This window comes from Brevibacterium sp. VCM10 (assembly GCF_000583215.1).
Taxonomy (GTDB): Bacteria; Actinomycetota; Actinomycetes; order Actinomycetales; family Brevibacteriaceae; genus Brevibacterium; species Brevibacterium linens.
Window position 1 is genome coordinate 22081 of the sequence record NZ_JAJB01000043.1, and the last position, 19301, is coordinate 41381.

A 19301-nucleotide genomic window follows, 5' to 3' on the forward strand; every position below is an offset into this window, starting at 1 on the left:
TCCTTCACAACGAATGTCTCTAGCGGAACAGTGGAACTGGGTCTTTCATTCCCCGGTGAACCTGCACGGTGCGGTCATGCCCGGGAGAGCAGCGATACGAGCGGTCGATCCGAGATCAGGATGCGACGACTGTTTCCGCTGGTGCAGCTTCGGCCACAGCAGGCTTAGAAGCCGCTTCGAGATCACCGAGGTAGTGTTCGGCGTCGAGCGCCGCCGAGCACCCCGAGCCGGCCGCAGTGATCGCCTGCCGGTAGACGGAATCGATGACATCGCCGGCCGCGAAGACACCTTCGACCGACGTCTTCGAGGTGCGCCCATCGACGCTGAGGTATCCGTCGGCGCGCATCTCGAGCTGATCGGCGAACAGACTGGTGCGCGGGTCGGAACCGATGGCCACGAACATGCCGGTCACGGGCAGCTCGGAGGTCTCCCCTGTGACGGTGTTCCGGATGGTCAGACCGGTGAGTGAGTCCTCACCATGGACTTCGGCGACTTCGGAATCGAGCAGGAACTCGAGCTTCTCATCGGCGTTCGCACGATCCTGCATGGCCTGCGAAGCACGCAGCTCCTGCCGGCGGTGCACCAGAGTGACCTTGGACGCGAAGCGGGTGAGGAAGGTCGCCTCCTCGAGCGCGGAGTCGCCACCGCCGATGACAGCGATGTGCTGATCGCGGAAGAAGAATCCGTCACAGGTGGCGCACCAGCTGACTCCGTGACCGGACAGCTTCTTCTCATTTGGCAGGCCGAGCTCGCGGTACGCCGAACCCGTGGCAAGGATGATGGCCTTCGCCGTGTAGCGCGACCCCAGAGCGGTCTCGATCTCATGAGCGCCCGGATTGAGCTTGAGGGTCTCGACGTCGTCGTAGATGACCTCGGCGCCGAACTTCTCGGCCTGCTCTCGCATGCTCTCCATGAGTTCGGGCCCCTGCACACCGGCGGGGAATCCGGGGAAGTTCTCGACATCGGTGGTGTTCATCAGCTCGCCGCCTGCGGTCACCGATCCCGCGATGACGACCGGCGAGAGGTTCGCGCGGGCCGCGTAGACGGCTGCGGTATAACCGGCCGGCCCCGATCCGATGATCACCAGTTGAGTATCAGTCATGTGAAAAGTTCCCTGCTTCTATCTGCTGTGCTCGGCGCGCCGCGGCGTGGCGCACTCGATGACGTTCGTATCTATAACGGTACGGTGCCGAGGACTATTCCGCACCGGTCGGCTCAGAAGAATCTCACGGAACTGATGGTGGCCCTGAAGCCGCCGTCCGTCTGCGGCAGTTCTGTGATCCAGAGGATGAGCTTGTCGGTCTCGACCTCCTCATCGAATTCCACGGTGACAGCCCCATCGGCATCGAAGACGCCTTCGCCGATGACTTCTGCGTCCTCGGGGTCGTCCCCGTCGCGGATCTCGAACTTGCCTCCGGAGTTCGCCGATGCCACCTTCATCTTGCTGATGGTGGTCGAGTCCTCGAACTCGAAGAGCAGGCCGAGACCCGACTTGAGATTGCCGAAGTTCGCAGAGTTGTACCGGTCCGTGTTCCACGACCCCTCGGTCTTGGGAATGACCTTGTCGGTTTCGCTGTCGTGTTCCGATCCATCGCCCTCGGGGTCGAGGGATTCGACGGATTCGATCTTCGGCGGATCGGCCTCCGGAGTCGTCTTCTCTTCCTTCTTCGTCGGCTGCTCGCTCGGAGCCGAAGTTTCGGAGACCGGGGTGGGCTCCTCGTCTCCGGAGTTGAATCCGATGATGACGATGCCGAGCACGATTGCGGCGACGACCGCGAGGCCGAGAACTAACCATAGGAAAGGCTTCCGAGTGGCCGCGGGATCACGCTCGTCGGGATCTGTTCCTCCCGAACCGCCGCTTGCACCGCCAGAAGCAGGACTGCCGCCGGAACCACCGGCGCCGGGACCTCCTGCCGTCGAAACAGCAGCGGCTGCGGAGCTCGCGCCCGCTGAACTCGACGACTTCGCTGCACCGCTGCCTGCACCGGCAACGCCTGCTGCTGCCGCAGCACCGACTGCCCCGGCGGCCTTGTTCCGGTTCTTCGCAGACGCAGCCTGTGCTGCATCGGTGGAATCGCTGTGCTGCTGGCGGGGTTTCCCGGCCTTCCGCTCGGCCGGGCGGACCGACGAGGAGGCCCCGGCCGCCTCGACGCTGGGCTCACCGACGGAGTGCTGATCGTCCGCTGCACTGTGATCATCCACGGAATCCGGGGACAGTCGACGCACCTCCTTCGGTGGGGCGGCAGCATCGGCGTCCTGCGCTCGTGTGCCCGAACTCGCCTCGAAGGCGGCGAGGCGCCTGCGCGCTTCGTCCTCCTTGGCCTTCGCGATCCGACGTTCGCGCTCATATTCACGTCGCTGATGCTCGCGCTGCTGTTCGTTGGTTTCGAACATGCCGCCGAGGAACCAGGAACCGTCGTCCTCGTCCTCGTCGTTGTCCATGATCACGCGGGTATCGTTCTCATCACCCTCGTCATCGTTGTCGGGGACGATCTCAAGCGCCTGAGTATCGGGATCCGAATCGTCTTCGCGACTCATGATCGGGGTCGTGAGGTTCTCGTCGTATTCGTGCTCTGCGTATTCCGAATACTGCGAATACGTCTGCTCCGGCTGCCATTCCTCCCAGTCCTGCGCGGCGCTGTCGAGCTGTTCCTTGGCGATGGGGAAACTCGAGGCTTCGCGCATCTGCATCCGGTCGGCATACCGGCCCGTGGTGTGTCCGACCACACCGGCAGCCAGTCCCCGAGTGCCCGGTCGGGTGATGCCGATACGCACGAGGGCGGCCTGCACCTGATCTTCGCTCGCGCTGGCCGAACCGTCAGGACCGGGCCCGATGGACTTCGATCGTGGTGCGGGCAGGCTGGTGGCTTCGTCGAAGCTGCGCGGCGACTGCTCGAAAAGATGCTCGTTCTCCGCCGCAGGAGCACGATTGACGTAGCGCAGCAGTTGGGCATCCCAGGAGTCGATGTAGCCGAGGACCTCGGCGACCGAACCCGGGCCGGGATCCGCACCCGTGATGATTCCGCTGACGAAATCATCGAGTTTGTCAGGGACGTCGGGATTGAGCGCCTGCGCCCGGGCGATCCGGGCATTCTCCTTCTCCGCAGGAGGAATGCCGTCGAATGGCTCCTCACCTGGCCAGAACCCGGTCAGAGCCGCATAGAAGAGCTGAACGAGAGCGAGTGCGTCCCGCCGTGATGCCTTCGTCGGCGTGTAGTCCTTCTGCTCGACGAGCCCGGTGTCCAGCGCCAGTGCCGCATCGATGCCGATGCCCGCGATGACCACCGCACCCTTCGAGGTCAGACCGACCACGCTCGGCCGCAGGAACATATGGAACAGGCCTCGCCTGGCCGAGGTCACGAGGGCCGTGCCGACTTCCCCGATGAGCGCGCACGCGGCATCGACGGGCAGCGGCGAACGCGGCAGGATCTGGTTGAACGGCGTCACCGCGATGCGTTTGATGACGATGTAGTCCAGCCCGTTGGAATGACCGACGTCGAGCGTCGGTGCGATGCGCGGGTCACCGAGGATCGATACGCGACGGGCGGCTTCGAGAACGTCGTTGGAGCCATCGGCATCGGCGACGAGGATGAGCACGGGCTCGTCGAGGATCGCATCGAGACCTGTGCAGACGGCGCCGACCTCGGGTTTCTCGGGAAGCCACCGACGGTCGACGGTCGATACGACATAACGGCCGGCCACCACCATGCCGGGTTCGATATCGATCAGGGCGACCACCTCCGGTGGGGATTGACGGGGCTCAGGCTGTTTTTCTTAGTTTTCCAGCAACCACGCCAATTATCGAATGCAACTCTCTGACTCTGAGCAAATAACAAGCTCCGATGAAGAACAGGAGCATCACGGTGCCGACGACGGCCGTGGTGATGAACGCCTGCCAGCGTCCGGCCAAGGCGAAGTCCGGGAAGAAGTAGAGCAGACCGAAACCTGCCCCACCGGCAATGATCGCGGCGAGGAGGAACTTGAGGTGCGACGTGAGGATCTCACGCAGATCGATGGCGCCGAGGCGCTTCTTCAGGACCGCGAACGAGATGACCATGGCCATGAGGTATCCGAGGCTCATGACGAGCCCGATGATCGCCACCGTCACCGACTTCGGGAAGATCGTGGCCGAGAGCACCGCCAGGGACTGGAAGATGATCTGCGGCAGCTGGATGAGGAACGGAGTCTTCGCGTCCTCGTAGGCATAGAAGACCCTCTGCGCGAGATAATTCGCGCTGAAGGGAATGAGCCCGAAGACCATCGTGATGATGACCAGACCGATGGCTGTGGCCTGTTCCCGACCCTCACCGGCGATGATCATCGCGACCGGGGTGGCGAGGACGATGAAGGCCACTGCGGCGAAGGAATTGACGAACCCGACCATCCGCACACCCATGGAGAAGTCGTTGACGACGGCTTCGGTGTCATCGTTCGCCGCGTCCTTGGCCAAGGAGGTGAACAGAGCCGTGGCCAGAGAGACCGCAATGAGCGAATGCGGGAGCATGAACACGAGGTAGGCGGTCGTATATGCGGCGTTCGAGGCGTTTCCGTCGCCGGGGATCGACGCCCCCGAGGCGACACGGGAGACGACGAGGAAGCCGATCTGGCCGATGAGCATGGCCGAGAACGTCCAGAACGCGACCTTGCCGGCCGAGCCGAGACCGACCCCGCGGAACCCGAATGTCGGCTTGTACTTGAATCCGATCCGCTTGAGCGGCCAGATGAGGATGAGAGCCTGGGCCGCGACGCCGAGAGTGGCCGTGCCTGCGATGAGCGCGATCTTATCCGGGGTCCATGTGTCGAGATCGTGCGGTGAGGCGTTGTTCGTGCCGAAGATGAGGATGAAGGCGGCAAGACCGGCGATCGCCACGACGTTGTTGAGCACGGGCGCCCACATATAGGGGCCGAACGACGACTTCGCATTGAGCACCTGGCCCAGCAGCGTGTAGAGACCGTAGAAGAACAGCTGCGGCAGGCACCAGAAGGCGAAGGCGGTGGCCAGGGCCAGCTGTTCGTGGCTCCACCCCGATGAGTAGAGCCAGACGAGCAGCGGTGCCGCAGCGGTGGCGATGATGCTCACGCCCGCCAGCAGCAGGAACGACAGGGTCAGCAGCCGGTTCGTGAAGTCGGCGCCGCCGTCGTCCCGTTTGGAGGCACGCACGATCTGCGGGACGAGCACGGCGTTGACGACACCGCCGGCCAGCAGCATGTACAGCGTGTTCGGCACCTTGTTCGCGATATCGAAGGCATCGGCCTGGACTGCGGTGACACCGATCGCGGTGGCCAGCATCGAGGCCTTGACGAATCCGAGCACACGCGAGGTCATGGTGCCGGCGGTCATGATCGCCGAGGACCGGGCCAGGGATGAGAAGCTGGACACGCTCTACCTCTTTTCGTTCTCGTCGGTCGTGGCGCGGGCCATCGCGTCCGCCAGCTGTTGTTCGGGGATCTTCGGTCGCCCGCGCGAAATGGTCTTGATCAAGCCGATCACGAACACGACGGCCAGGCCCAACCCGATCACAGCGGTGCCGATGTTCTCCCAATCGGCGCGCACCCGAACCATGAGTGATTCCTGCTCGGGCAGGACCACCTCGTCGGCGGTGACCATCTCGATCGTCGTCGGCACATCGGCGTTGGCGAGGCCTTCGACGGGCACATCCACACGCATCGTCTCCGCGGCGGGCACCTTCACGGTCTCCGTCTCCTGCGCCCGCAGCTGCGGGGTCTTCGGCTTCATCCTGATCCGCAGGGTCGCCTCGGCGGGGGAATCATTGACGATCGTCACCGGAATCGTCGTCTTCTCCCCGGTGACGAGGAGGACGGACGATCCCTTGCGCAGACGGAGGCTGTCCATGAGCTTCTCGCTCTGCTCACGGGCCTGATCGGCGCAGATGTTCGCATTCCGGCCCAGGGTCCACGCCGCCGAGGTGCAGGTGAGAAGCTCGCGGTCGAGTCGGATATCGGCGCTGTCACGGTCGCTGAAGACGCTGTTGAAGTCCTCTTGATTCGCCCGGGTCTCGGCCAGGGACTTCACGGCCTTCTTCCGGATGTGCGGAGCGTCGGAATCCGTCCGCAGCATTCCGCGCTCCTCGGAGTCGGAGTCGAGGATCTCATCGACCCCGGTGGGGGCGATCCACGGTGCCGAGCTCAGTTCCTCGACGGTCTGCTCCCAATTCGCCGAGGCGGCCGCGCGTGGGAGCGGAACGAACAGGCTCCGGGAACGGTAGGGGGCCTCGGATTGGATGACCGCGGACTCGGCGACGAGTTCGGACAGAAGCCCGGCGGGGTTGTCCTCGGCGATGACCTCGGCGCTCATGTCCGTGAGCTTCGAATCGGAGATGAGGGTGTCGATCGTCGACTCCCCGTCATCGGTGATCGTCGTCTGCGAATGCGCATCATCGTGGATGCCGGTGATCGAGGGCTGCTGAGCGTCGCTGATAATCGCGGTGGAATTGCCCGACTTCTTCAGCGCTCGCAGCCCGTTCTTCGTCGCGCTTCCTGCTACTGGCCAAGCGATGTCCGTGCGGGCATCGGGGAAGACGTCTGTGACGATCGTGCGCTGTTTCTGAGCGAAGGTGCTCAGTCGGTCGATCTTCGTCCCGCGCAGCGCACTGAGGTCGGGATCGCCATAGGGCAGAGCGACGACCGTGTGCTTCTGTGCCGAGTCCACGAAGTCCTGGTACCAGGAGTCGAGACGCTTGCGCTGGTCTTCTGCGGCTTCGAGCTCGGCGTCGCTGGAATCGGCGTCGTCGTTCTCGGGCGCCCCGATCGGCGGCGACTGGGTCTCTTCACCGTCGCCCGTGTCGGGGCCCTCGGTCTCCTCCGGTGGGTCGGCGGACGGAGATTCGGCAATCGCGGCTTCGAAGGAGACGATGACCCGCGGATCGATCGCCAGAGCGAGCTCTTCGTGTTCCAGCAGCTTCGCGATCATGTCGAGCGAGCCGCCTTCGGCGATGGCGGCATCGAGCCTGTCGGCGGGGATGAGTCCGCCTTCGGAGTGGCCGGGCAGGGTGACGGGAGCGAGCAGGCTGATCTTCGTCTGATCGAACTGCGGCTCCGGGTACCACGTGGTGAAGCCGAGGGCAGAGGCTCGCAGTCCGGTGTCGTCGCCGAGCTGGACCGCCAGCCCCCGTGGCCCCCACGTGCTCACGGGTGAGGACGTGCTCAGATCGAGGTCGTCAGCGGGCACACGGAACGTGAACTCTGCGGTGGCGCCGGGATCGATGATGTCGTCGAACGAGGTGTCGAGGGTGCTTCCCGAAGAGTCATCGGTGTCGTTGTCCTTCTGCGCCTTCTTCCTCGCCTCGGGGCCATCATGGTCGAGATCGGCGACGGTGCGGTGCCGTGCCTGACCCTGCTTCCAGGAACTCAAGTCGGATTCGGAATCGAGTTTGCGGGTCGACATCTGCAGACTCAGGCTCGGCTTCTCGACTGCCTTCTTCGTCGTGTTCGAGATCTTTCCCCGCACGGTCAGCGTGCCTTTGTCATCGACCCAGGGAGTCACCTCATCGAGGGTGATCGAAACCTCGTCCTTGTTCGCCTCGGTGCTGGCAGCGGCCGGGGCGGCTGTGATCAGCGAGTACGCGAAAACCGGCCCTGCGAGCAGCAGGAGCGTGCTCAGCAGGGCGGTGAGGAATCGCAGTCGGCGGATGGGAATGGGTTTCACTGCTCCAGTCGGGACACCATCGGTCGGGCGGCGGCGACGATTCGGCGCTCATTGGCGAAGGAGAGTCGTGAGCGCAGGTCATTGAAGGGCACCCACGCCGCATCGATCGCTTCTTGGTCAGGATCATTATCCACGGTCAGAGTCCCCGACTGTGCGCGCAGCAGGAAATGGTGGACGAGTTTGTGGATCCGGATTCCGGTCACGGTGAACCAGTAGTCGACGGTTCCCAGCGGGCAGATGATCTGCCCGGCGATCCCGGTCTCCTCTTCGACCTCACGGCGGGCCGCCTCGGCGGGGGTCTCCGTTCCCTCGAGATGTCCCTTGGGCAGGCACCATTCGATCCGTCCGGCGCGATTGATCCGGGCGATGACGGCCACGGTCAGCAACGGGTGAGAGAAGTCGACAACGATGCCACCGGCGGAGATCTCCTCCACTGTGGTGCGGCGGGACGTGCGGGGTCCCGGCTTGGGCATCGGTGTGGTCATTCTCCTACCTTAGTAGGCGAAGCTTGGAAGTTTCGTGTCATCTGCTCCCGGTAGTCTTATGGAGACCGGAACTCGCGCCTGGATGCGGGAGGTGAGTTCCCCTGGGCAAGAGCAGAAATCTGAAGAACCGAAGGAGCTCGGTGGATCCGCAGACCGCGCACAACCGACTGCACGACAAGCTCGACGAACTCGAGCACATCCTCGGCCCGCTAGGTCAGAGGTTCTCCTCAGCCGGTTTCGAACTCGCCCTCGTCGGCGGTTCAGTCCGCGACGCGCTGCTCGGCCGGCCCATGCCCGACCTCGACTTCACCACCGACGCGCATCCCGATGACATCCTGGCCCTGATCGCCGACTGGGTCGACACGCACTGGGACATCGGGCGCGAATTCGGCACCATCGGGGCCGTGAAGTCCGGGGTGCAGATCGAGATCACGACCTACCGTGCCGAAGCCTACGAAGAGGATTCGCGCAAACCGGTGGTCGCCTTCGGCACTGACCTCGACGCCGACCTCGTCCGCCGTGACTTCACGATCGGGGCGATGGCGATCCGTCTGCCCTCGAAGACCTTCGTCGACCCGCATCAGGGATTCGACGACCTCATCGCCGGTCGCATCCGCACTCCGGGGGCAGCCGCGGACTCGTTCTCCGATGATCCGCTGCGGATGATGCGCGCGGCTCGGTTCACCTCCCAGCTCGGGCTCGATCCCGTGGCTGAGGTGGAAGAGGCGATGACGGCGATGGCCGATCGGATCGAGATCATCTCCGCCGAACGCGTCCAGGTCGAACTCGTCAAGCTCATCACCGGCATCGACCCGGTGGCCGGAATCGACCTGCTGGTGCGCACCGGCATCGCCGATCATGTGCTCCCCGAGGTGTCCGGACTCCAGCTCGAGACCGACGAGCATCATCGGCACAAGGACGTCTACCAGCATTCGCTGACCGTGCTGCGTCAGGCCGTCGAACTCGAGGGCCGGTATGCCGCGGCCCAGGAGGAGGCCGGAATGGCCGACGACGATCCGCAGCGCCTGCGGGTGCCGGACTTCGTCGTTCGCTTCGCGGCGCTCATGCACGATGTCGGCAAACCCGCCACTCGGCGCTTCCAGCCCGGTGGTGCTGTGACCTTCTACCATCACGATGCGGTGGGTGCGAAGCTCACGGCCAAGCGGATGAAGGCGCTGCGCTTCGACAAGGACACGACGAAGGCGGTCGGTCGCCTCGTCGAACTGCATCTGCGCTTCTACGGCTACGGCGACGCCGGGTGGTCCGATTCGGCGGTGCGCCGCTATGTCACGGATGCCGGACGTCTGCTCTCGCGTCTGCACATCCTCACCCGCGCGGACGTGACCACCAGGAACAAACGCAAAGCCGACCGGCTGGCGTTCGCCTATGACGACCTGGAAGAGCGCATCGAGGCCCTGGCGAAACAAGAGGAGCTCGATGCGATCCGTCCGGATCTCGACGGCAAGCAGATCATGTCGATCCTCGACATCGAACCATCGCCGCTGGTGGGAAAGGCGTACAAACACCTGCTCGAGCTGCGGATGGAGCACGGACCGCTCGGTCCCGAACGCGCCGAGGCGGAACTGCGGGAATGGTGGGAAGCCCACGGACAGTGATGGGCCCTCGCTGGGCCGTTGGCCTCAGATGAGGGTCAACCGGGGTGGAGAGCCGTTCCTGAATTGTTACTGAAAGTATTTCCGTAGTAATCTGTATTCGGCGGTAATCTGCCGATGACAATGGGAATTGTCGCTGTAGTAATTGAAATCTTCCCTTTTGCAATGACCAGTTGACTGGGGAGACCTCTGTCTCCCCGCTGATCGTTTTGGAGAGAGTACATGGACGTACCATTCAGACGCGGACGCGTCGCCATCACCGCGGGGGCAGCCGCTCTGGCTCTCGTCGGTATGAGTGCCTCCGTCGCCCAGGCCGCTCCTGCCGACCTGCGCGAACAGTCGGCTCAGCAGCAGGTCGGCAGCCAGGCCTCCCCGGGCCAGAGCGCTGCCGATCTCACAGGCGGCCTCACCGCTGAAGGGCTCGTCGAGCAGATCGTCGGCTCCGGAGTCGACGTTTCGAACGTGACCTACACCGGTGCCGATACTGCTGCCGGCACGGTCTCAGGTGTCACCGACCTCGGCATCGAATCGGGTGTGGCGCTGTCGTCGGGAGCCGTGAGCGGGGAGTACTCCTCACTGCTCGGTCCGAATTCCGATGATTCGATGTCGACCATCTCAGGCACCGCCGGAGATGCCGATCTCGATGCGATCGTCTCACCCAATTCGACGAACGACGCGGCGGTGCTCGAATTCGACTTCGTGCCCGAGACCGATCAGATCGCCTTCACCTATGTGTTCGGCTCCGAGGAGTACAACGAATACGTCGACAGCTCGTTCAACGATGTCTTCGGCTTCTTCGTCAACGGTGAGAACTGCGCCGTGACCGATTCAGGTGACCCGGTCACGGTCAACACCATCAACAACGAATCAAACGCCGGCCTCTACAATGACAATTCCCAGGAGGCCGATACCCCGTTCGACACCGAGCTCGACGGATTCACCGATCCGCTCGTCTGCGCAGCCGCGGTCACGGCCGGTGAAGCCAACCACATCAAGCTCGCCATCGCCGATACCTCCGACGAGATCCTTGACTCCGCTGTCCTGATCGAACAGGGCACGTTCAAGGCGAACACTGCTCCGGTGGCCGAGGACAGCGACTTCACGACGGCGCTCGACACTCCTGTGGAAACGCCTCTGGAAGCCAGTGACGTCGACGGCGACGCCCTGAGCTACACCGTCGTCGATGAACCTGCGAACGGCACGCTCACGGGCACCGGGGCCGATCTCACCTTCACCCCCGACTCGGGCTTCCTCGGCGAGACGAGTTTCACCTTCCGGGCCAATGATGGAGCCGCCGATTCGAACCTGGCCACGGTCACGGTTACGGTCGCCGAGGAGCCCACCGAGGCTCCGACGGATGAACCCACCGATGAACCCACCGACGAACCCACCGAAGCTCCGAGCGATGAACCCAGCGATGAGCCGACCGAGACTCCGAGTGACGAGCCCAGCGAGGAGCCCACGGACGAACCGACTCCCGGCGGTGAGCTCCCGCGCACCGGTGTGGACGCCGCGGTGACGATGGGAGCGGCCGGCCTGCTGCTGCTCCTCGGCGGTGCTGCAGTGTTCCTCACCCGCAGGAACCGTCGGAGCTGACCGAGTGACCTCGGCAGCGAACTGAGCGACCTCCATTACGGTCACTGACAAGGGCATCGGCCCCGGACGAATCCGGGAGCCGATGCCCTTGTCATCTGTGTGCGGCCGAAGAAATCCCACCCCGGCGGAAGTCGGATCAGACCGACTGGTAGATTCGACACCACAGACGAATGTGCCAGACATCACATGACGACACAGTCGGTGGCGTGGCCGATGACGTGAGGAGATCACAATGACAGTGACCGACGAGTTCAGGGCAGCCCGAGATCAGCTGATCGAGCTCCGCAGCGACTACGATGCCGCCCGCGAACAGTTCGAATGGCCGCGTCTCACGCACTTCAACTTCGCGCTCGACTGGTTCGACCAGATCGCCGTGAACAACGACAAGCCCGCCCTGTGGATCGTCGAGCAGGACGGAACCGAGGGCAAGTGGAGCTTCGCGGAGCTCTCTGCCCGGTCGAACCAGGTGGCGAATCATCTCCGTCGTGCCGGGGTCAAGCGCGGCGACCACGTCATGGTCATGCTGAACAACCAGGTCGAGCTGTGGGAGACGATGCTCGCCGGCATCAAGCTCGGTGCCGTGCTCATGCCCGCCACGACACAGCTGGGCCCCATCGACCTCACCGACCGGGCCGAGCGCGGTCGGGCAGAGTTCGTCGTCGCCGGCGCCGAGGATGCCGCGAAGTTCGATGACGTCGATGTCGAAGTCGTCCGCATCGTCGTCGGCGGGGAGCCCACCCGCCAGCAGGACTACAGCTATGCCGACGCCGATGACGAGAGCACCGAATTCGACCCCCAGGGCAGCTCGCGCGCCGATGACCTGATGCTCCTCTACTTCACCTCGGGCACCACTTCGAAGGCGAAGATGGTCGCCCACACGCATGTCTCCTACCCGGTGGGTCACCTCTCGACGATGTACTGGATGGGCCTGACGCCCGGCGACGTCCACCTCAACGTCGCCTCGCCCGGGTGGGCCAAGCACGCCTGGTCGAATATCTTCACCCCGTGGATCGCCGAGGCCTGCGTCTTCCTGTACAACTACTCGCGCTTCGACGCCAACGCTCTCATGGAGACGATGGACCGTGTGGGAGTGACGAGTTTCTGCGCCCCGCCGACCGTGTGGCGCATGCTCATCCAGGCCGACCTCAGCCATCTGAAGAATCCCCCGTCGAAGGCCCTCGGTGCCGGCGAGCCCCTCAACCCCGAGATCATCGATCGCGTCCACAGCGAATGGGGTGTGCTCATCCGCGACGGGTTCGGCCAGACCGAGTCGACTCTGCAGATCGGCAACTCTCCCGATCAGGAGCTCAAATACGGTTCGATGGGCAAGGCCCTGCCCGGCTTCGATGTCGTGCTCATCGACCCGGCGACCGGTGAGGAAGGCGACGAGGGTGAGATCTGCCTGCGCCTCGATCCCCGACCCGTCGGTCTGACCACCGGCTACTGGAGCAATCCGGAGAAGACCGCAGAGGCCTTCGCCGGCGGCGTCTACCACACCGGTGACGTGGCTTCCCGGGATGAGGACGGCTACATCACCTATGTCGGTCGCGCCGACGATGTGTTCAAGGCCAGCGACTACCGACTCTCTCCCTTCGAGCTCGAAAGCGTGCTCATCGAGCACGAGGCTGTCGCCGAGGCGGCTGTCGTGCCGTCGCCGGATCCGGTGCGTCTGGCTGTGCCCAAGGCCTATGTCGTCGTCTCGAGCAAGTTCGAGGCCGATGACGAGACCGCGCGGTCGATCCTCGCGTACTGCCGGGAGCACCTGGCACCGTACAAGCGCATCCGCCGCCTCGAGTTCGCCGAGCTGCCGAAGACCATCTCCGGCAAGATCCGCCGCGTCGAGCTGCGGGCCCGCGAAGACCAGCTGCATCCGTTCAGCGGAGAACCCGCTGTGGAGGGCAACGAGTACTCCGATACGGACTTCGACCTCAAGGGCTGAGGGTGAGGCTGGGCTCGTTCAAGCCGGTGGACTGTTGAATGTGAGCAAACACGCAACCGTCACAGTTGATTCTCCAGTCGAGAATTAAAATGCCTGGTGAGATGCCGAATGCAGGGTTACTCTGAGAACTATTCGGTAACCTTGCAAGTCTGCAGGGCGTCGGGCTCAGCACTTTTTCATCCTCTACTAATGAATGCGTGCCAAACTGATTGGCGTCTTTGACCTTTTTCGGACCTCGTCGCCACGCATTGCGGCAGGCTGACTGACCTGGAGGACCTTGGGTGGCTAAGGGACAACACACAGCCAAGAACATCGGCAGGAATACGAAGAATCTGCTCAACTACCCCAGAGCGGGTGTGAGCGGATGGACTCGCTTCCTGCCGAGCATTCGCATACTCGTCGTCGGCGGACTCAGCCTCGTCATCGCCCTGTGCGTGGCATTCGCCGTCGGGTATGCCGCAACGGACATCCCCGAGCCCAACCTCGAGGCCACCGGTCAGACCTCGACGATCTACTACAGCGATGGCAAGACGCCGATCGGCCAGTACAAGGTCGAGGACCGCAAGTCCGTGGACATCGACGAGATCTCCGAACCCATGCAGAAGGCCGCGATCGCTGCCGAGGACACCTCGTTCTACGAGAACCGCGGCATCTCGATCAAGGGTCTCTCCCGCGCCGTCGTCGGTGTGGCCACGAACCAGTACGCGGGTGGCGGTTCGACGATCACCCAGCAGTACGTGAAGAACTTCTACCTGACGAACGAGCACTCGCTTGATCGCAAGATCAAGGAGATGTTCATCTCGCTCAAGATCGACCAGCAGCAGTCGAAGGACGAGATCCTCGCGAACTACCTCAACACGATCTACCTCGGCCGTCGTTCCTACGGCGTCGAGGTGGCAGCGCAGAACTACTTCGACAAGCCGGCCTCGGAACTCAACGTCAGCGAATCCGCTCTGCTGGCCGCGATGATCCAGCGCCCCGGTGCCGCCGATCCCTCGGAGAACCCCGAGGCGTACGAGGACCGCTTCAACTATGTAGTCAAGTCGATGGTCGACGAAGGCTTCATCACCGAGGAGCAGGCCGCAAAGGTCGAGATGCCGACGGTGCAGAAGCAGAACAAGGAGTCTTCGCTGTCGGGCCAGAAGGGCTACATGTGGGACTTCGTCCGCCGTGAGGCGCTGGCGAAGCTCGACATTGATGAGGCTCAGCTCGACCGCGGTGGCTACAACATCGTCACCACCTTCGACGAGGACCGGATGAAGGCGGCCGAGCAGGCCATCAAGACCCTCCCGCAGGATCAGCCCGAAGGCATGCAGGCCGGGCTCGTCTCGATCGACCCGGACAACGGCGGAATCGAAGCCTTCTACGGGGGCAAGAACTACCTGGACCAGGCATTCAACGCCTCGACTCAGAGCCATGTGCAGGCCGGTTCGACATTCAAGCCGTTCGCCCTCGTTGCAGGGCTGGAGAATGGTGTGCGGTTGACGGACACCTATCCGGGAGCCAGCCCGACATCGATCGACAACAACGGTCAGCCTTGGCCGGTGACGAACTTCGGAAACACGAGTTACGGACCCGTGAGCCTGCTCAAGGCCACCCAGTCGTCGATCAACACCGCCTATGCCGCACTGAATGTTCAGGTGGGCACGGACAAGACGATCGATGTCGCCGAACGTGCGGGAGTCAGTCCTGCCTGCACGGAAAAGCAGGTGGAGACCGGCGACACCGGGCAGTGCACGCTGGACATGAGCGAGGCGAACCCATCGACCGTCCTCGGTGTGCCCAGCGTCAAGCCCCTCGATATGGCCAACGCCTACGCGACATTCGCCGCCAACGGAGTCCACCACGAGACCCACGCGATCAAGACGGTCACTCAGGGTTCCGAGGACAAGGAAGTGTACAAGGCAGACACCAAGGGCAAGCGCGTCTTCGACAAGGCAGTTGGTGCTGAGACCTCGTATGCTCTGAGCCAGGTCGTCCAGGGCGGTTCCGGCAGCTACGCGCAGAACCTCGGTCGTCCCGCCGCCGGCAAGACCGGTACGACGAATGAGAACAAGGCTGCCTGGTTCTCCGGGTACACCCCGAATCTCGCGACCTCGGTCGTCCTCTACCGAGAGGTCGACGGCAAACAGCTGTCCATCGGCGCATATGGCGGCCGCAGCGAGGTCACGGGTGGTTCGTTCCCCGTGCAGGTCTGGACGGACTACATGAAGCAGGCCCTCCAGGGTGAGAAGGTCGAGCAGTTCCCGGCCCGCGGCGAACTGCCCGACAAGCCTAAGCCGACGAATACGAACGAGCCGGTCGCACCCAAGCCCGAACCCAAGGCGCCATCGGGCAGCAACGACGGCAGCGATGGGGACGAGGAGAAGGAGGAGCCCAAGGCTCCGATCGAGACTCCCAAGGACGACGAGGACAAGGACAAGGATTCCGACGGAGACGAGAAGGGCAAGGAAGAAGGCGCGAAGGACGGCTCCGACGAAGGTTCGAAGGACTCCGACGGAAAGGACGGCGGCGAAGGAGACTCCGGTGACGGCGGCAATGACGGCCCCGACAACGGCTCCGGCGGCGGTAGTGACACCGGTGGCGGCGGCAACGGTACCGACAGAGGCTCCGGCGGCGGTGGAGACACCGGCGGTGGAGACACCGGAAACGGCAGCAGCGAAGACGGCGGATTGGGCATCGATGACATCACCGGCTGACCGGTAACCTCGAGTCATGCCCTCGAAGTCCAGCACCCGGATCGCCGAGCCTCTGCTCGGCGGTCCGGTCGGCATTCACCTCGGTGCCGCCGGCCGCCGGTTCGCCAGTGCGCAGGCCACAGCGCTGGCTGCAGTCCTCGGCATCACCACCTTCCTCGCCCTGGCTCTGCAGGGCCCGTGTCTGAGCTCGGGATACGAACAGCCGTCCGCCTCGGCGAGGATGTGCGCAGGACCCCTGTCCACGGCGTTCCTCGGTGACGTCAACCCCGAGGTGCTCGGCCGGTCGCACAGCGGGGCGGCGGCCCTGGCCCCACTGGAAGCCCGCCTGGTCGACCTGTTCCACCTATTCACCGACGACGTCTCCGTGTTCATGGTCGGCGTGCTCCTGCTCAACACCGCAGGCATCGCGGCACTCGGCGCCGGACTCCTCGTCCTCGCCCGCTTCCGCGGGTGGCTGGTCGCGCTCTTCGCCTCCCCGCTCATCCTCTTCACGCTCGGCTCGACTCTCGACCCGCTCGCCCTGGCCCTGGCGGTGTGGGCTGTGGTCCTCTTCGTCGGAACGCCTCCGCTGCGCCCGCGCGGATGGTTGGCCGGTGTGCTGCTGGGCATCGCGACGTTCATCAATCCGCTCGCCCTCCTCGTCCTCCTGGCGCTGACCCTGGCCGGACCGAATCCGGCCCGGGGACTAAAATCCCGCAATCCGCGGATGATGCTCGCCGCGGCCACGATCACCTCGGCGCTGCTGCTCGTTGTCGACCTGACCGCGATCGACCGGATCATCCATTGGTACTCCGATGCCGTCGACGGCGGATCCTTCGCCTCGATCCTGGTCATGGCCGAACTCGGCGACGGCTCCGTCTGGGCACCGCTGTGGATTATCGTCAGCGCCGGAGTGGTCCTCGCCGTCACCGTCTCCCTCTACATGGTCCGCCGCACCGGCCTCGATCCGGCAGTGGCCGCGTGCCTGCTCATCGGCGGCTGCCTGCTGCTGGCACCGGGCCTCATGCCCTGGGACAGCCTGTGGCTGCTGCCCTTCATCGCCCTGTCCATCCGCCGCTGGTGGGTGCTCATCGTCTGGACCCTCGCCGAGGCGGTCTTCGCAGTTGCCATCCAACTCGGCGATGTGACCGGCTTCGAAGCCGACAAGGGACTCGACTCCACCTTCGTCGCCCTGTTCACCCTGCTGCGGCTGCTGGCCCTCGTCCTCGTCGTGATCATGGCCGGTGAGAACCTCTACCGCCGCGGTATCCGCGGTGCCACGGTCACTGCAGCGCCGCCTCGGCGAGGTAAGGAAGACCACGCGGATGAACATGACAGCCAGCGCACTGGTCGATTAGACTAGTGAGGTCTGTTCCCATTTCGTGACCATCACGGGATCGGGAGCGGGCGTGCATATACCCTCCTGCCATGGACCGACCATGGCCGCAAAGACCAGAGGAGGTGGGTGACATATGCGCAAGTACGAGCTCATGCTCATTCTTGATAACGACCTCGAAGAGCGGACGCTGGCTGACACCGTGAACAACCTGATCAAGGTTGTCCCGGCTGAGAACGGCACCGTCGACAACGTGGACATCTGGGGACGTCGTCGCTTCGCGTACGAGATCCAGAAGAAGTCCGAAGGCTACTACGTCGTGGTTGACTTCCACGCCGAGCCTGCAACGACCAAGGAACTCGATCGTCAGCTCGGACTCAACGAGTCCGTTCTGCGCACGAAGATCCTCCGCCCGGACGCCAAGTAAGGCATCTTAAGCTACCTCGCTTCAAGGAGATTCAATGGCAGGCGAAACAGTCATCACGGTCGTCGGGAACCTCACCAGCGATCCCGAACTGCGCTTCACACCGAACGGTGCGGCAGTCGCAAACTTCACCGTGGCCTCGACGCCGCGCATCTTCGACCGTCAGGCCAACGAGTTCAAGGACGGGGAGACCCTGTTCCTGCGCTGCTCGGTGTGGCGTGAAATGGGAGAGAACGTCGCCGAATCTCTGCAGCGCGGTACACGGGTCGTCGTTCAGGGTCGACTGAAGTCCCGGTCCTTCGAAACCAAGGAAGGCGAGAAGCGCACAGTCATGGAGCTGGACGTCGACGAAGTCGGCCCCAGCCTGCGACGCGCCACCGCCCAGGTGACGAAGAACAACCCCAGCGGCGGAGGAAACTTCGGCGGTGGCGGCGGCTTCGGTGGAGGCCAGGGCGGAGGCGGCCAGCAGGGCGGCTTCGGCAACCAGCAGTCCTCCGGTTGGGGCAACAACCCTCAGCAGGGCGGCCAGCAGGGTGGACAGCGCCAGGGCGGTTACAGCCAGGGCGGCAACAACGCACCCGCCAATGACCCTTGGGCATCATCGAACCCGCAGAGCGGCAACGGCGGCTGGGGCAACCCCGGCGCCGATGAACCCCCGTTCTGATCCACGTCTGAAGACATTTCGAGACATTCGTTAACAGGAGATACTCATGGCAAAGCCAGAGATCCGGAAGCCTATCAAGAAGAAGGCTAATCCGCTCAAGAAGGGCGAAGCGGCGAACATCCACTACAAGGACACCGCTACGCTCCGTAAGTTCATTTCCGACCGCGGCAAGATCCGTGCACGTCGCGTCACCGGTGTGACCGTGCAGGAACAGCGCGTCATCGCAAAGGCCGTCAAGAACGCCCGCGAGATGGCACTTCTGCCCTACTCGAGCTCAGCTCGCTGATCGGAGGGAGACAGACATGCCTAACCGCAAAGTGATTCTGAACCAGGAAGTCGACGGCCTCGGTGCCGCCGGCGACGTCGTCGAGGTTCGTGCCGGATACGCACGCAACCTGCTTCTGCCTCGTGGCTGGGCTTCGGCCTGGTCCGCCGGCGCTGAGAAGCACATCGAGTCTCTGCGCAAGGCCCGCCAGGCCAAGCAGATCGCCGATCACGACGAAGCCATCAAGGTCAAGGGCGAACTCGAGTCGACCACGGCTCGCATCGACATGAAGGCCGGCAAGAACGGTCGCCTCTTCGGCGCCGTCACCCCTGCCCTCGTGGCCGAGGCCCTGCAGACCGCGACCGGACGCGACTTCGATCGCCGTCAGGTCGCTCTGACCGGTCACGTCAAGACTCCCGGCAGCTACAACGCTGTTGTGCGCGTCGGCGACGAGATCACCGCGAAGATCAAGTTCGAGGTCATCGGCAAGGCCTGATCGACGGCCTGCGTCCGAATGATTCGGACGTGGTGAGGATCCGCCCGGTCCTTTGGGATCGGGGGAACCCCCAACACACCACCGCCGAGGCGGCACCTGAGTTCAGGTGCCGCCTCGGCGTTTTTGTTCGTGTGGTCGT

Annotated in this window: 14 protein-coding genes; 9 read left to right on the forward strand and 5 right to left on the reverse strand. The window is 63.9% G+C overall.

Annotated elements, in window-relative coordinates; all coding sequences use genetic code 11:
- Positions 1–115 precede the first annotated feature (115 nt).
- The 5 genes from trxB to AD89_RS0113095 all read right to left on the reverse strand — a co-directional run bounded on the left by trxB (position 116) and on the right by AD89_RS0113095 (position 8151).
- The gene (gene trxB, locus AD89_RS0113075) at positions 116–1102 is read right to left on the reverse strand and encodes a thioredoxin-disulfide reductase (RefSeq protein WP_025779583.1); all 987 of its coding nucleotides are present in this window, start codon (positions 1100–1102) and stop codon (positions 116–118) included.
- A 113-nt stretch (positions 1103–1215) separates the two neighbouring features.
- The gene (locus AD89_RS0113080) at positions 1216–3738 is read right to left on the reverse strand and encodes an integral membrane protein MviN (protein ID WP_025779584.1); all 2523 of its coding nucleotides are present in this window, start codon (positions 3736–3738) and stop codon (positions 1216–1218) included.
- A 22-nt stretch (positions 3739–3760) separates the two neighbouring features.
- Positions 3761–5380, reverse strand: a complete 1620-nt coding sequence (gene murJ / locus AD89_RS0113085; RefSeq protein WP_025779586.1) for a murein biosynthesis integral membrane protein MurJ — start codon at positions 5378–5380, stop codon at positions 3761–3763.
- A gap of 3 nt (positions 5381–5383) precedes the next feature.
- Positions 5384–7666, reverse strand: coding sequence for a DUF6049 family protein (locus tag AD89_RS0113090; protein WP_025779587.1), 2283 nt, complete (start codon positions 7664–7666; stop codon positions 5384–5386).
- Positions 7663–8151 carry an NUDIX domain-containing protein gene (locus AD89_RS0113095; RefSeq protein WP_025779589.1) on the reverse strand — a complete coding sequence of 163 codons (489 nt, stop codon included), beginning with the start codon at positions 8149–8151 and terminating at the stop codon, positions 7663–7665. The genes AD89_RS0113090 and AD89_RS0113095 overlap by 4 nt, the downstream gene beginning before the upstream one ends.
- 140 nt (positions 8152–8291) lie before the next feature.
- Here AD89_RS0113095 and AD89_RS0113100 point away from each other — a divergent pair, with 140 nt between their 5' ends.
- From AD89_RS0113100 to rplI, 9 genes are all read left to right on the forward strand, one after another.
- A complete protein-coding gene (locus tag AD89_RS0113100; RefSeq protein WP_025779590.1) occupies positions 8292–9767 on the forward strand; it encodes a CCA tRNA nucleotidyltransferase in 1476 nt (491 codons plus the stop codon).
- A 219-nt stretch (positions 9768–9986) separates the two neighbouring features.
- Complete coding sequence (locus AD89_RS19355; RefSeq protein WP_025779593.1) at positions 9987–11360, forward strand: choice-of-anchor L domain-containing protein; 1374 nt, start codon at positions 9987–9989, stop codon at positions 11358–11360.
- A gap of 232 nt (positions 11361–11592) precedes the next feature.
- The gene (locus AD89_RS0113110) at positions 11593–13299 is read left to right on the forward strand and encodes an AMP-binding protein (protein WP_025779595.1); all 1707 of its coding nucleotides are present in this window, start codon (positions 11593–11595) and stop codon (positions 13297–13299) included.
- 281 nt (positions 13300–13580) lie between these two features.
- Positions 13581–15998 (forward strand): transglycosylase domain-containing protein, encoded by a 2418-nt coding sequence (locus tag AD89_RS0113115; protein ID WP_025779597.1) that lies wholly within the window; start codon positions 13581–13583, stop codon positions 15996–15998.
- Between the two features lie 16 nt (positions 15999–16014).
- On the forward strand, positions 16015–17340 hold the full coding sequence (locus AD89_RS0113120) for a hypothetical protein (RefSeq protein ID WP_025779599.1): 1326 nt from the start codon (positions 16015–16017) through the stop codon (positions 17338–17340).
- A gap of 109 nt (positions 17341–17449) precedes the next feature.
- Entirely contained in the window at positions 17450–17740 is a 291-nt protein-coding gene (rpsF, locus tag AD89_RS0113125) for a 30S ribosomal protein S6 (protein WP_025779601.1), read from the forward strand.
- 34 nt (positions 17741–17774) lie between these two features.
- Positions 17775–18401 (forward strand): single-stranded DNA-binding protein, encoded by a 627-nt coding sequence (locus tag AD89_RS0113130; protein WP_025779603.1) that lies wholly within the window; start codon positions 17775–17777, stop codon positions 18399–18401.
- 46 nt (positions 18402–18447) lie between these two features.
- Positions 18448–18687 (forward strand): 30S ribosomal protein S18, encoded by a 240-nt coding sequence (gene rpsR, locus AD89_RS0113135; protein ID WP_025779604.1) that lies wholly within the window; start codon positions 18448–18450, stop codon positions 18685–18687.
- 16 nt (positions 18688–18703) lie between these two features.
- Entirely contained in the window at positions 18704–19162 is a 459-nt protein-coding gene (gene rplI / locus AD89_RS0113140; protein ID WP_025779605.1) for a 50S ribosomal protein L9, read from the forward strand.
- The last annotated feature ends 139 nt before the right edge of the window (positions 19163–19301 follow it).